We start from the raw sequence: 13,129 nt of genomic DNA, 5'->3' as shown, positions 1-13,129 counted from the left end.
GTCGCGCAAGCCTTGGCGGCAGGTGCAGGCGGGTCGGATTTTTTCGCCAGGCGCAAAGCCGGGACGGCCATGCTTGTGACCCGCGGCGGGCGGCACTAGGACGGGTTGCAGGCAGCACGAGGGTGGAATCATGGACGAACGGCGGCACGACAATGCCCGGCAGGCAGCGCTGAACTATCACGAGTTTCCGCGGCCCGGAAAGCTCGAGATCCGCGCGACCAAGCCGCTCGCCAACGGCCGCGACCTCAGCCTGGCCTATTCCCCCGGCGTGGCCGAGGCATGTATCGAGATCCGCAACGATCCCGCCAACGCCGCCCGCTACACCTCGCGCGGGAATCTGGTCGCCGTGGTCTCGAACGGCACCGCGGTGCTGGGCTTGGGCAACATCGGCGCCAGCGCCTCGAAGCCCGTGATGGAGGGCAAGGCCGTCCTGTTCAAGAAATTCGCCGACATCGACTGTTTCGACATCGAAATCGACGAAACCGACCCGGTCAAGCTGGCCCAGATCGTGCGTGCGCTGGAGCCGACCTTTGGCGCCATCAACCTCGAGGACATCAAGGCCCCCGATTGTTTCGTGGTCGAACGGCTATGCCGCGAATCGATGAACATCCCGGTGTTCCACGACGACCAGCACGGCACCGCCATCGTGGTGGGTGCGGCCGCGACCAACGCGCTGCGCGTGACCGGCCGCAGCTTCGACCAGATCAAGGTGGTGTCCACCGGCGGCGGCGCGGCGGGCATCGCCTGCCTGAACATGCTGCTGAAACTGGGGGTCCGGCGCGAGAACGTCTGGCTTTGCGACATCCACGGGCTGATCTACGACGGCCGCGTCGACGACATGAACCCGCAAAAGGCCGCCTTTGCCCAGGCGACCGAGCTGCGCACGCTGGAACAGGTGATCGAGGGGGCGGATCTGTTCCTGGGCCTGTCCGGCCCCGGGGTGCTGACCCCTGATCTGGTCGCGCGCATGGCACCGCGCCCCATCGTCTTTGCGCTGGCCAACCCCACCCCCGAAATCCTGCCCGAGGAGGTGCGCACCGTCGCCCCCGACGCACTGATCGCCACCGGCCGCAGCGACTATCCCAACCAGGTCAACAACGTCCTGTGTTTCCCCTTTATCTTCCGGGGTGCGCTGGACGTGGGCGCGACCGAGATCAACGACACCATGCAGCTGGCCTGCATCGAGGGCATCGCCGCGCTGGCCCGCGCCACCACCAGCGCCGAGGCCGCCGCCGCCTATCGCGGCGAGACCATGACCTTTGGCCCCGACTATCTGATCCCCAAGCCCTTCGACCCGCGGCTGATCGGCGTGGTGGCGACGGCGGTTGCCCAGGCAGCAATGGAATCGGGGGTGGCGACGCGGCCGCTGCCCGACATCCACGCCTACAAGCGCAAGCTCGACGCGTCGGTCTTCCGCAGCTCGCTGATCATGCGCCCGGTGTTCGAGGCCGCGGCCACCGCCACCCGCCGCATCGTCTTTGCCGAGGGCGAGGATGAGCGGGTGCTGCGCGCCGCCCACGCGATCATCGAGGAAACCACCGATGTGCCGATCCTGATCGGCCGCCCCGAGGTGATCGAGACCCGCGCCAGGCGCGCGGGGCTGGCCATCCGGCCGCATGTCGATTTCCAGATCGTCAACCCCGAGGACGACCCCCGCTATCGCGATTACTGGGAAACCTACCACGGGCTTATGGCGCGGCGCGGCGTCACCCCCGACATCGCCCGCGCGATCATGCGCACCAACACCACCGCCATCGGCGCGGTCATGGTCCACCGGGACGAGGCCGACAGCCTGATCTGCGGCACGTTCGGCCAATATTCCTGGCATCTGCGCTATATCCGCGAGATCCTGGCTCGCAAGGGGCTGCACCCGATCGGGGCGCTGTCGATGATGATCCAGGACGGGCCGCTGTTCATCGCCGACACCCAGGTCCACCACGACCCCAGCCCCGCCGACGTGGCCGAGACCGCGATCGGCTGCGCCCGCCACGTTCGCCGCTTTGGCCTGACTCCGCGCATCGCGCTGTGCAGCCATTCGCAGTTCGGCAATCTCGATACTCCGTCGGGGCGCAAGATGCGCGAGGCGATGGAGATTCTGGCCGAACGCGAGGTTGATTTCCTGTATGACGGCGAAATGCACGTCGACGCGGCGCTGGACCCGGGCGTGCGGGCGCGGCTGCTGCCCTCGTCCCGGCTGGGCGACGACCCGGCGAACGTGCTGATCTTTGCCAGCACCGACGCGGCCTCGGGGGTGCGCAACATCCTCAAGACGCGGGCGCAGGGGCTTGAGGTCGGGCCGATCCTGATGGGCATGGGCAACAAGGCGCATATCGTCACCCCCTCGATCACCGCGCGGGGGCTGCTGAACATCTCGGCGCTGGCCGGAACCCCGGTCGCCCATTACGGCTAGGCCGAATCGGCCGGAAATTGGCGGGGGCCGGTTTGCAAGAGCCCGGCCCTGCGCCGGGCGCTGCAAACCGGCGTCCGGGGTTTGCAAAGCTGCTCTTGCAGAAAGCGGGTGTTTTTCGTTCCTCAACATGCCGACCGGGGCAATAATCTTGATCCCCGCCCCCCCACCGCTTACCAAAAGACAGGCAAATACAGCGGAGAACCGGGGTATGAGTTATCAGGACGTCTACGCCGCGTGGAAGAACGATCCCGAAGCGTTCTGGATGGAGGCGGCGTCGCGCATCGACTGGATGACGCCCCCCGGCAAGGCGCTGTTCGACGAGCGCGCGCCGTTTTACGAATGGTTCTCGGACGGGCAGCTCAACGCCTGCTGGAACGCGGTGGACCGCCATGTCGAGGCGGGGCGCGGCGACCAGCTGGCCATCATCCACGACAGCCCGATCACCCATTCCTATCGCGGCATCACCTATCGCGACCTGCAATCCCGCGTCGCCAGCCTGGCGGGCGCCCTGCGCGCCAAGGGCGTCGAAAAGGGCGACCGCGTCATCATCTACATGCCGATGGTCCCCGAGGCGCTGGAGGCGATGCTGGCCTGTTCGCGGCTGGGGGCAATCCATTCGGTCGTGTTCGGCGGCTTTGCCGCGCATGAGCTGGCGGTGCGCATCGACGACTGCACGCCCAAGGCAATCATCGCAGCCTCTTGCGGGCTGGAGCCGGGGCGGATCGTCCAATACAAGCCGCTGCTGGACCGCGCCATCGAACTGGCCGACCACAAGCCGGATTTCTGCGTGATCCTGCAACGCGAACAAGAGGTTGCCAAGCTGGTCGAGGGGCGTGACTTCGCCTGGCACAGCTTTCAATACGGGGTCGAGCCGGCGGAATGCGTGCCGGTCGCCGGCAACCACCCGCATTACATCCTGTATACCTCGGGCACCACCGGTCAGCCCAAGGGGGTGGTGCGCCACACCGGCGGCCATGTGGTGGCGCTGAACTGGACGATGAAGAACGTCTACGGCATCGACGCCGGCGACGTGTTCTGGGCGGCGTCGGACGTGGGCTGGGTCGTGGGCCACAGCTATATCTGCTATGCGCCGCTGTTCGCCGGCGCCACCACCATCGTGTTCGAGGGCAAGCCCGTCGGCACCCCCGACCCCGGCACCTTTGGCCGCATCATCCAGAACCACAAGGTCAAGTCGTTCTTTACCGCGCCGACCGCGATCCGTGCCGTCAAGCGTGAGGATCCGGAATGCAGCTATATCAAGGACTACAACCTCAAATCGCTGCAAGCGGTGTTCCTGGCCGGCGAGCGCGCCGACCCCGACACGGTGAAATGGGTCGAGGAACATCTGCAAGTGCCGGTGATCGACCATTGGTGGCAGACCGAGACCGGCTGGCCGATCGTCGCCAACCCCTTTGGCATCGAGCTGCTGCCGGTCAAGCACGGCTCGCCCAGCGTCCCGATGCCGGGCTATGACGTGCAGGTGCTGGACGAGGCCGGCCACCCGGTCCCCGCCGGCACGCTGGGCGCGGTCGCGATCAAGCTGCCCATGCCCCCCGGCACGCTGCCGACGCTGTGGAACGCCGAGGAACGGTTCCGCAAATCCTATCTCGACGCCTTCCCCGGCTATTACGAGACCGGCGACGCGGGCTATATCGACGATGACGGCTATCTTTACATCATGGCGCGCACCGACGACGTGATCAACGTCGCCGGCCACCGCCTGTCCACCGGCGCCATGGAAGAGGTGCTGTCCTCGCACCCCGACGTGGCCGAATGTGCGGTGATCGGGGTGGCCGACCCGCTGAAAGGGCAGACGCCGCTGGGCTTCCTGTGCCTGAAAAAGGGCTCGGCCGCATCGCCCGAGCAGGTCGGGCGCGAGGTGGTGCGGATGGTGCGCGACCAGATCGGGCCGGTCGCCGCCTTCAAGACCACGGTGGTGGTCGAGCGGCTGCCCAAGACCCGCTCGGGCAAGATCCTGCGCGCGACCATGGCCAGGATCGCGGATGGCGAGGATTTCAAGATGCCCGCCACCATCGACGACCCGGCGGTGCTGGACGAAATCCGCACCGCGCTGCAAGGGATCGGGATGGCCGGCGGCTGAGATTTAGGCCGGGGCGCAGCGCGCGCCCCTGCCCCGCTATCCCAGATCGGCGCCAAGCGCGCGCATCAGCGCCACGAAATCGGGAAAGCTGGTCATGATCGGGCTGGCGTCGTCCACGGTGATCGGGCGTTCTGACACCAACCCGGCCGCCAGAAACGACATGGCGATGCGGTGGTCCAGATGGGTGGCGACGGTGGCGCCGCCCTGCAACCCGCCGGTGCCGTGGACGGTCATGCTGTCGGGCGTATCCTCGACCCGCGCGCCATTGGCCCGCAGCCCCACCGCCATGGCGTCGATTCGGTCGCTTTCCTTGACCCGCAGTTCCGCCACCCCGTTCATCACCGTGCTTCCCTCGGCAAAGGCGGCGATCACCGACAGGATCGGGAATTCGTCGATCATGCTGGCGGCGCGTTCCGGCGCCACGGTCACGCCGTGCAGGGGGCCGTGGCGAACGGTCAGGTCGGCGACCGGCTCTCCGCCCTCGGTGCGGTCGTTTTCCCAGGTCAGGTCGGCGCCCATCTCGGCCAGGACGTGATACAGCCCGTCGCGGGTGGGGTTGCGGCTGACGCCCTCGACCCGGATTTCCGAGCCCGGCACGATCAGCGCCGCAGCCACCGGAAACGCGGCCGAGGACGGATCGCGCGGCACCGCCACCGTGCAGGGGCGCAGCTCGGGGCGGCCGGTCAGGGTGATCACATGACCCTCATGGGTGATCTCGGTGCGGATGGTGGCGCCGAAACCGGCCAGCATCCGCTCGGTATGGTCGCGGGTCGGCTCGGCCTCGATCACCACGGTTTCACCGGGCGCATTCAGCCCGGCCAGCAGCACCGCCGACTTGATCTGCGCGCTGGCGACCGGGGTATGATAGCGCAGCGGCAGCGGATCGGCGGCGCCCTGGATGGTGACGGGCAGGAATTCGCCCTCGCGCGCGGTGACCTGCGCCCCGAACAGCTCGAGCGGGCCGGTGATCCGCCGCATCGGGCGGCGCGACAGGCTGGCGTCGCCGGTGAAGGTGGCGGTGATCGGCGTGGTCGCCATCGCGCCCATGATCAGCCGCACCCCGGTGCCGGAATTGCCGCAGTCGATCACCGCTTCGGGCGACGAAAACCCGCCGACGCCGACACCCTGCACCCGCCACTCACCCTCGCCCACACGCTCGCCCACACGCTCGACGGTGGCGCCGAACGCCTCCATCGCGCGGGCGGTGTCGATGATGTCCTGCGATTCCAGCAGCCCGGTGATCCGCGTCTCGCCCACCGCCAGCGCGCCGAGGATCAGCGCGCGGTGGCTGACCGACTTGTCCCCCGGCACCAGCGCATTCCCCTTCAGGGGGCCCGAACGGCGGGCGGTCATCGGTTGCGGCTGGGTGCTGTGGGACATGATCGGCTCCTTGGTCGCGGCAGTGATAGCGTGGCCGATGGGGCGCGGCCATGGTCTTCTTCCTTGTAAAAATATCCCCGTCGGAGGCAGGCCGCGCCAGCGGCCTTTCCCCTAGCGCCGGAATGTCGCGTAATGCGGCTCGCGGCCCTCGCGCAGGGCCTTTTGTTCATAGCGGGTCGAGTGCCAGTCGTCCCACGGCCCCGGCCCCTCGTGGACCAGAGCGAAACCGGCGGCCGGCACTTCCTCAAGCGTCTGGCGCATGTAATCGGGGATGTCGGTGGCCACCCGGAACTCGGCCCCCGGCGCCATCACCCGGTGCAGCGGGATCAGGTGTTCGGGGGTGACAAAGCGGCGGCGGTGGTGGCGGGCCTTGGGCCAGGGGTCGGGATAGTTGAGAAACGCCCGGGCGATCGAGCCGTCCGGCAGCACGTCCATCAGGTCGCGCGCATCGCCCGGATGCACGCTGACGTTCGAGACGCCCGCCGCGCGGATCTTGCCCAGCAGCATGGCGACGCCGTTGATGAACGGCTCGCAGCCGATGATCCCGATCTCGGGATAGCGCGCGGCCATCGCGACCATATGCTCGCCGCCGCCAAAGCCGATTTCCAGCCAGACCGGGCGGGTATCGCCAAAGATCGCCGCCGGGTCGATGGGGGTGCGGTCGGGGTTGTCGGCGACAGTGATCCCGCGCGGGCGCAGGCTGCCCAGATCCTCGGACAGATAGCCCTTCTGGCTTTGGCGCAGGGTCTTGCCGTGGCGGCGGCCGTAGAAATTGCGGCGCGGGGGGGTGGGGTCGAAACTGCTCATGCATCGCGCGATGCCGTGACGGCGGGCGAAGGTCAAGCGGCAAGGTCGCAAGGGGGCGCTGCCCCCGCCGCCCCGGGGGCGGCCCCCCCGGGATATTTTCATGATGAAGAATCCGGGGGCCGCACCCTCAGTCGGCGGCGAGGCGGCTGATGATGACCTTGACCTCGGGTTTCTTGCCGATTTCTTCCATCGAGACCTGACGGGTGATGCGGCGCAGCCCGTCCTCGAGCTTTTTGTCGTTCATAACGGTGGCGTGGTCGGCGCGTTCCAGAAACTCGCCCAGTTCGCTTTCCAGATGCCGGGCCAGCGGCACGCCGGCGCGGCCCTGCGCGGCCAGCCCCATGGTTTCGACCCAGGCGTCGGGCAGCGCCTCGTCGTTTTCGTCGACGATCACGGAAACCGTGACATGGCCGTTCAGCGCCATGCGGATACGGTCGCGCACCACCCCGTCCATGGCCCCGATCAGCACGTTGCCGTCCAGATAGATACGGCCGGTTTCAATCTGGTCGACGACGCGGACGCCGCCGCCGGCCAGGTCGATCATGGTGCCGTTGGTCACCACCTCGGCCGAAAGCCCCTTGGCGCGGGCAAGATTGGCGTGTTCGCGCAGGTGCATGTGTTCGCCGTGCATCGGGATCACCACGGCCGGTTTCAGCAGGTCGTGGATCGCCTCGAGATCGGGGCGGTTGGCGTGGCCCGAAACGTGGTAGAATCCCGAATCCGCGTCGAACACGTTCACCCCCATGCGGCTGAGGTTGTTCATGATGCGGATCACCGGGCGTTCGTTGCCGGGAATGGTGCGGCTGGAAAACAGGAAGCTGTCGCCCTCGTGCAGATGCAGGCCCAGATAGCGGCCCATCGACAGCTGCATGGACGCTGCGCGGCGTTCGCCCTGGCTGCCGGTGACGATCAGCATCACCTTGTCGCGCGGCAGCTCGGCGGCCTGTTCGGGGCCGATCACCGGTGGGAAATCGCGCAGGATCCCGGTTTCGACCGCCGCGGTGACCATCTTGCGCATGGCCCGGCCCAGCAGGCAGATCTGTCGCCCCGCGGCCACGCCCGCATCGGCCAGCGTCTTGAGCCGCGCCACGTTCGAGGCAAATGTCGTCGCCACCACCAGCTGTTTCTGCGCGCTGACGAATTCCAGCAGCGGCTGCGCCAGCGCCGATTCCGAGCGCCCGGGGTGGGTGCTGAACACGTTGGTCGAATCGCACATCAGCGCGGCCACCGGGGCCTCGCCGGCGATCTTGTGCCACAGCACCGGATCGAAGGCCTCGCCCACCACCGGGGTGCCGTCCAGCTTGAAGTCGCCGGAATGGACGATGCGGCCCGCGGGCGTGTCGATGACCAGCGCCGCGCTTTCGGGGATCGAGTGGCTGACCGGCACGAACTGCACCCGGAACGGCCCGGCCTCGACCACATGCGGATAGGGCTCGACAATATTCAGGCGGTCGGTGGGCTGGCCGGCCTCTTCCAGCTTCATCCGCGCCAGCGCCCCGGTAAAGCGGCGGGTGTAGACCGGGGCCTTGAGCCGGCCGGACAGCAGGCCAAGGGCGCCGACGTGATCCTCGTGCCCGTGGGTGATGAAGATGCCGTCCAGCCGGTCGCGGTTATCCTCGAGCCAGCGGATGTCGGGCATGATCAGGTCGATGCCCGGCGCGCTGTCCATGTCGCCAAAGGTCACGCCCAGATCGACCAGGATCAGCCGTTCCCGCCCCGGCTGCCCATATCCGTAGACATAGGCGTTCATGCCGATTTCGCCCGCGCCGCCCAGCGGCAGATAGATCAGGCGTTCAGACATTGCCCATCTCCTTGTTGTAATCATGGATGAGCCGCAGCCCGTGCATCGTCAGATCGTCGTCCCAGGTGTCGAACAGATCCTCGATCTGATGGAACAGCGCGGCCAGCCCGCCGGTTGCAATGATCTTCATCGCCTGTCCGCGTTCACCGGCGATGCGGGCGCAGATTTCGCGCACCAGCCCCGCATAGCCCCAGAACACCCCCGATTCGATACAGGCGACGGTGTTGGTGCCGATCACCTGCGCCGGGCGGGTCACGTCCACATGCGGCAGCGAGGCCGCGCCCATGTGCAGCGCCTCGAGCGACAGGTTCACCCCCGGCGCGATCACGCCGCCCACATAGGCGCCGTCGCTGTCCACCACGTCGAATGTGGTTGCGGTGCCGAAATCCACCACCACCAGATCGGGGCCGTAGCGGTCAAAAGCCGCCCAGGTGTTGACGATACGGTCGGGGCCGACCACCGTGCCCGGGTCCACCCGAGGCGGCGCCGGCAGCAGGCAGTCGGGCTTGCCCACCACCATCGGGCGGGTTTCGAAATAGCGGTTGCACAGCACGCGCAGGTTGAACACCACCCGCGGCACGGTCGAGCTGATGATGCAGGCGTCGATGTCGACCTCGATCCCGGTCAGCGACATCATCGAGCGCAGCCAGACGTAATACTGGTCCGCCGTGCGGCGGTGGTCGGTGGCCGCGCGCCAATGGCACAGGAACCGCCGCCCGTCCCAGATCGAGAACTGGGTATTGGTGTTGCCGGTGTCGATACACAGCAGCATCAGGCCACCTCTTCGAAAAATATCTCGGCGGCGGGGATGGCTTCGCGCCCGCCTTGGGTCAGCAGGATCAGCGCGCCGCTGTCGTCGATGCCCTCGAACCGGCCGCTGCGGGTGGTGGCGCCGATACGGGCGGTGATGGTTTCGCCCAGCCGTGCCGCCCGCGCCAGCCAGGCGCTGCGGATGGGCGCAAAACCCAAGGTTTCCAGCTGCCGCTGCCAGCGGGCAAAGGCGGGGGCGAGTAGGTCGAGAAATTCCTCGGGCGAGACCTTGTGCCCGGTTTCCCCCAGCACCGAGACCGGCGCCACCGCGCGGGGTTCCAGCGAGGCGGCATCCGGGGCGGCCGCAAGGTTCACGCCGATGCCCACAGCCAGCGCAATGCCGCCGCGGCCGCCCTGCCCCATCCCTTGGCCGGTGCTTTCCAGCAGGATGCCCGCGACCTTGCCGCCGTTCAGCAGCACATCGTTGGGCCATTTGATCGCCAGCCTCGCGGCGGGGCCGCAGGCAGCGGCCAGCGCGTCATACAGGGCCAGCGCGGCGACAAAGCTGTAAAGCGACAGATCGGCGGGGGTGCCGGGCGGGCGCGCGGCCAGGCTGGCGGCGAAATTGCCCGCGGGCATCGCCCAGCCGCGGCCGCGGCGCGCCCGGCCCTCGGTCTGGTCGCGGGTCATGATCCAGGTCGGCGCGCCCAGTGTGGGCAACTGGCGCAGCGCCTCGGCGTTGGTGCTGTCGACGCGCGGCAGCACGACCCGGCCGACACCGGCGGGCCATGTCTGCGGCCGTTGCTCGGCCGGATCAGTCAAGAGCGGCAGGCGCGGCGGGGGCTGCGTCGGCGGGGGCTGCGGCCACGGCCAGCACCAGCGATTCAGCCGCCCGCTGCGCCGCGGATTCGGTGCCGAACATCGAGAAGGCCCCGATCACCATCGCCGCCGCTGTCCCGACCAGCGCCAGCCATTGCGCGGTATCGGTGCGCGAATGGGCCACCTCGTCATGCGGGCTGCCGAAATACAGGTAATAGACCATGCGCAGGTAATAGAACGCCCCGATCACCGAGGCGACCACCCCCAGCAGCGCCAGCCAGCCCATCTGCGCATCGACCGCCGCCTTGAGCACCCCGAACTTGGCAAAGAAGCCCAGCATCGGCGGCACCCCCGTCAGGCTGAACAGCAGGACGCCCATGGCCAGCGACTTCAGCGGCTCGGTCCGCGCCATCAGGTTCAGATCCTCAAGCGCGGTGACCGGACGCCCGCCCCGCTCCATCGACAGGATAAAGGCAAAGGTGCCGACGTTCATCACCGCATAGATCGCCATGTAAAGCAGCATCGACTGCACACCGTAAGCGGTGCCCGCAGCCAGCCCGATAAAGGCAAAACCCATATGCGCGATCGAGGAATAGGCCATCAGCCGCTTGATGTCGCGCTGGCCGATACCGGCGATCGAGCCAAGGAACATCGACAGCACCGCCAGCAGCGCGATGATCTGCGACCATTCCGCCGGGACGCTGCCGAAGGCGCCCCAGACCAGCCGCGCGATCAGCGCCATGGCGGCGACCTTGGGCGCGGTGGCAAAGAACGCGGTCACCGGGGTGGGCGAGCCTTCGTAGACGTCGGGGGTCCACATGTGGAACGGCACCGCCGAGACCTTGAAGGACAGCCCGACCAGCAGGAACACCATCCCGAACAGCAGCCCCACCGACAGCCCGCCGTCCAGCGCCAGCATGATCCCGGCCAGGTTGGTGGTGCCCGCATAGCCGTAAACCAGCGAGGCCCCGTAAAGCAGCATCCCCGAGCTGAGCGAGCCCAGCACGAAATATTTCAGCCCCGCCTCGGACGAGCGCACGCTGTCGCGGCGCAGCGCGGCGACGATGTAAAGCGCCAGCGATTGCAGTTCCAGCCCCATATACAGCGTCAGCAGGTCGCCGGCCGACACCATGATCATCATGCCGATCACCGCCAGCACGACCAGCACCGGCAGCTCGAACCGCAGCAGGCCCTGCCGTTCCAGCCAGGCCGCGCTCATCGCCAGCACGGCGGCGGCCGACAGCAGCACCGTCACCTTGGCGAAACGGGCAAAGGCATCGTCGATGAACATGCCGAAAAAGCCCTGTCCATCACCGCGCCCGCCCCAGCCGATGGCAAAGCCCGCGACCAGCAGCGCCGCCACCGCGGCCCACAGCACCGGACCCGCGACCCGGTCCTTGCCGGCAAAGGCGCCGAACATCAGCGCCGCCAGGGCAAACAGCGCCAGCCCCGCCTCGGGCATCAGGATGGACAGTTCGATCGAGCTCATGGCGGGGCCTTTCAGTTGCCGTCGGCCGGCAGGGCGGCGAACTCGGTCGCGGCCTCGGCAGACAGGCTGGCGTGGTAATTGTTCAGCAGCGCGGCGACCGAGGGGCCGGTGACGTCGGTCACCAGCCGCGGATAGACGCCCAAAATCAGCGTCATCGCGATCAGCGGCGCAAAGATCCAGCGCTCGCGCGCACCCATGTCGGAAATCGAGGCCAGGCTTTCCTTGACCAGCGCCCCCAGCGTGATGCGGCGATAAAGCCACAGCGCGTAAGAGGCCGACAGGATCACCCCCGAGGTCGCGACGACCGCCGCCCAGGTGTTGACCTTGAACGCGGCCATCAGGGTCAGGAATTCACCCACAAAGCCCGAGGTGCCGGGCAGCCCGACGTTGGCCATGGTAAAGAACATGAACACCAGCGCATAGACCGGCATCCGGTTCACCAGCCCGCCATAGGCGTCGATTTCGCGCGTGTGCATCCGGTCGTAGATCACGCCCACCAGCAGGAACAGCGCCCCCGAGATGAAGCCGTGCGACAGCATCTGGAAAATGGCCCCGTCCACGCCCTGATGGTTGGCGGCAAAGATGCCCAGCGTGACATAGCCCATATGCGCGACCGAGGAATAAGCGATCAGCTTTTTCATGTCGGACTGCGCCAGCGCCACAAGGCTGGTGTAGACGATGGCGATCGCCGACAGCCAGAAAATATAGGGCTGCGCCGCATAGGACGCCTCGGGGAACATCGGCAGGCTGAAGCGCAGGAAGCCGTAGCCGCCCATCTTCAGCAGCACCGCCGCCAGCAGCACCGAGGCCGCGGTCGGCGCCTGCACATGCGCGTCGGGCAGCCAGGTGTGGACCGGCCACATCGGCAGCTTGACCGCAAAGGACGCAAGGAACGCAAGGAACAGCAGCATCTGCACCCCGGTGCCGATGCGAATGCCCAGCACCGCCATCGGCTCGGCCGGGAAATCAAAGCCCAGCAGCGTGGGGATGTCGGTGGTGCCCGCCATGCGCCACATGGCGATCATCGCGACCAGCATCAGCACCGAGCCGAGGAACGTATACAGAAAGAACTTGAACGCCGCATAGATGCGGTCCTTGCCGCCCCAGATCCCGATCAGCAGGAACATCGGGATCAGCCCGGCCTCGAAGAACAGGTAGAACAGCACCAGGTCCAGCGCCACGAAGACGCCGATCATCAGCCCTTCGAGCACCAGAAAGGCGATCATGTAGTCCTTGACCCGGTCGGTCACCTGCCAGGTGGACAGGATCACCAGCGGCATCAGGAAAGTGGTCAGCATCACGAACAGGATCGAGATCCCGTCCACGCCCAGCTTGTAGCGCAGCCCCATCACCCAGGGCTGGTCCTCGACGAACTGGAAGCCGGTATCGGACGGATCAAAGCCCAGCAGCACCAGCATCGACACCGCAAAGGTGGCGGTGGTGGCGACCAGCGCCAGCCACTTGGCGTTGCGCCCGGCGGCCTCGTCCTCGCCGCGCAGGAACAGCGCCATGATCAGCGCCGCGACGATCGGCAGGAAGGTGATGATCGAAAGAAGCGGATAGGTCGTCATC

Annotated in this window: 9 protein-coding genes; 2 read left to right on the top strand and 7 right to left on the bottom strand. The window is 67.4% G+C overall.

What is annotated here, in order from left to right:
- The first annotated feature begins 130 nt into the window (after window positions 1-130).
- Window positions 131-2,410: an NADP-dependent malic enzyme gene (locus BLW83_RS06915; RefSeq protein WP_090846935.1), complete on the top strand. Its 2,280-nt coding sequence runs from the start codon at window positions 131-133 to the stop codon at window positions 2,408-2,410.
- A 208-nt stretch (window positions 2,411-2,618) separates the two neighbouring features.
- On the top strand, window positions 2,619-4,511 hold the full coding sequence (locus tag BLW83_RS06910) for a propionyl-CoA synthetase (protein WP_090846933.1): 1,893 nt from the start codon (window positions 2,619-2,621) through the stop codon (window positions 4,509-4,511).
- A 36-nt stretch (window positions 4,512-4,547) separates the two neighbouring features.
- Here the strand turns inward: BLW83_RS06910 and aroA are convergent, their stop codons facing one another.
- From aroA to BLW83_RS06875, 7 genes are all read right to left on the bottom strand, one after another.
- Entirely contained in the window at window positions 4,548-5,891 is a 1,344-nt protein-coding gene (gene aroA, locus BLW83_RS06905; protein WP_090846930.1) for a 3-phosphoshikimate 1-carboxyvinyltransferase, read from the bottom strand.
- 111 nt (window positions 5,892-6,002) lie between these two features.
- Window positions 6,003-6,698 (bottom strand): tRNA (guanine(46)-N(7))-methyltransferase TrmB, encoded by a 696-nt coding sequence (trmB, locus tag BLW83_RS06900; RefSeq protein WP_090846928.1) that lies wholly within the window; start codon window positions 6,696-6,698, stop codon window positions 6,003-6,005.
- Window positions 6,699-6,825: 127 nt separating this feature from the next.
- Complete coding sequence (locus BLW83_RS06895) at window positions 6,826-8,499, bottom strand: ribonuclease J (RefSeq protein WP_090846927.1); 1,674 nt, start codon at window positions 8,497-8,499, stop codon at window positions 6,826-6,828.
- Complete coding sequence (locus tag BLW83_RS06890; RefSeq protein ID WP_090846925.1) at window positions 8,492-9,271, bottom strand: type III pantothenate kinase; 780 nt, start codon at window positions 9,269-9,271, stop codon at window positions 8,492-8,494. Before BLW83_RS06890 ends, BLW83_RS06895 begins: the two co-directional genes overlap by 8 nt.
- Window positions 9,271-10,014 (bottom strand): biotin--[acetyl-CoA-carboxylase] ligase, encoded by a 744-nt coding sequence (locus BLW83_RS06885; RefSeq protein ID WP_245728664.1) that lies wholly within the window; start codon window positions 10,012-10,014, stop codon window positions 9,271-9,273. Before BLW83_RS06885 ends, BLW83_RS06890 begins: the two co-directional genes overlap by 1 nt.
- 49 nt (window positions 10,015-10,063) lie before the next feature.
- Window positions 10,064-11,557, bottom strand: coding sequence for an NADH-quinone oxidoreductase subunit NuoN (gene nuoN, locus BLW83_RS06880; RefSeq protein WP_090846921.1), 1,494 nt, complete (start codon window positions 11,555-11,557; stop codon window positions 10,064-10,066).
- A gap of 11 nt (window positions 11,558-11,568) precedes the next feature.
- Window positions 11,569-13,128 carry an NADH-quinone oxidoreductase subunit M gene (locus tag BLW83_RS06875; protein WP_090846919.1) on the bottom strand — a complete coding sequence of 520 codons (1,560 nt, stop codon included), beginning with the start codon at window positions 13,126-13,128 and terminating at the stop codon, window positions 11,569-11,571.
- Window position 13,129 lies beyond the last annotated feature (1 nt).

It is taken from the genome of Paracoccus alkenifer (assembly GCF_900108405.1).
In the GTDB taxonomy this organism is placed as follows: Bacteria; Pseudomonadota; Alphaproteobacteria; order Rhodobacterales; family Rhodobacteraceae; genus Paracoccus; species Paracoccus alkenifer.
Note: the sequence above shows the minus strand (reverse complement) of the source record. Positions and strands in the feature narration are given on the sequence as shown.

Bases quoted from the DNA above. Each gene is read 5' to 3' on its own strand.
- aroA (WP_090846930.1), bottom strand. From the start codon at position 5,891: ATGTCCCACAGCACCCAGCCGCAACCGATGACCGCCCGCCGTTCGGGC.
- BLW83_RS06895 (WP_090846927.1), bottom strand. From the start codon at position 8,499: ATGTCTGAACGCCTGATCTATCTGCCGCTGGGCGGCGCGGGCGAAATC.
- BLW83_RS06890 (WP_090846925.1), bottom strand. From the start codon at position 9,271: ATGCTGCTGTGTATCGACACCGGCAACACCAATACCCAGTTCTCGATC.
- BLW83_RS06915 (WP_090846935.1), top strand. From the start codon at position 131: ATGGACGAACGGCGGCACGACAATGCCCGGCAGGCAGCGCTGAACTAT.
- BLW83_RS06875 (WP_090846919.1), bottom strand. From the start codon at position 13,128: ATGACGACCTATCCGCTTCTTTCGATCATCACCTTCCTGCCGATCGTC.
- nuoN (WP_090846921.1), bottom strand. From the start codon at position 11,557: ATGAGCTCGATCGAACTGTCCATCCTGATGCCCGAGGCGGGGCTGGCG.
- BLW83_RS06910 (WP_090846933.1), top strand. From the start codon at position 2,619: ATGAGTTATCAGGACGTCTACGCCGCGTGGAAGAACGATCCCGAAGCG.
- trmB (WP_090846928.1), bottom strand. From the start codon at position 6,698: ATGAGCAGTTTCGACCCCACCCCCCCGCGCCGCAATTTCTACGGCCGC.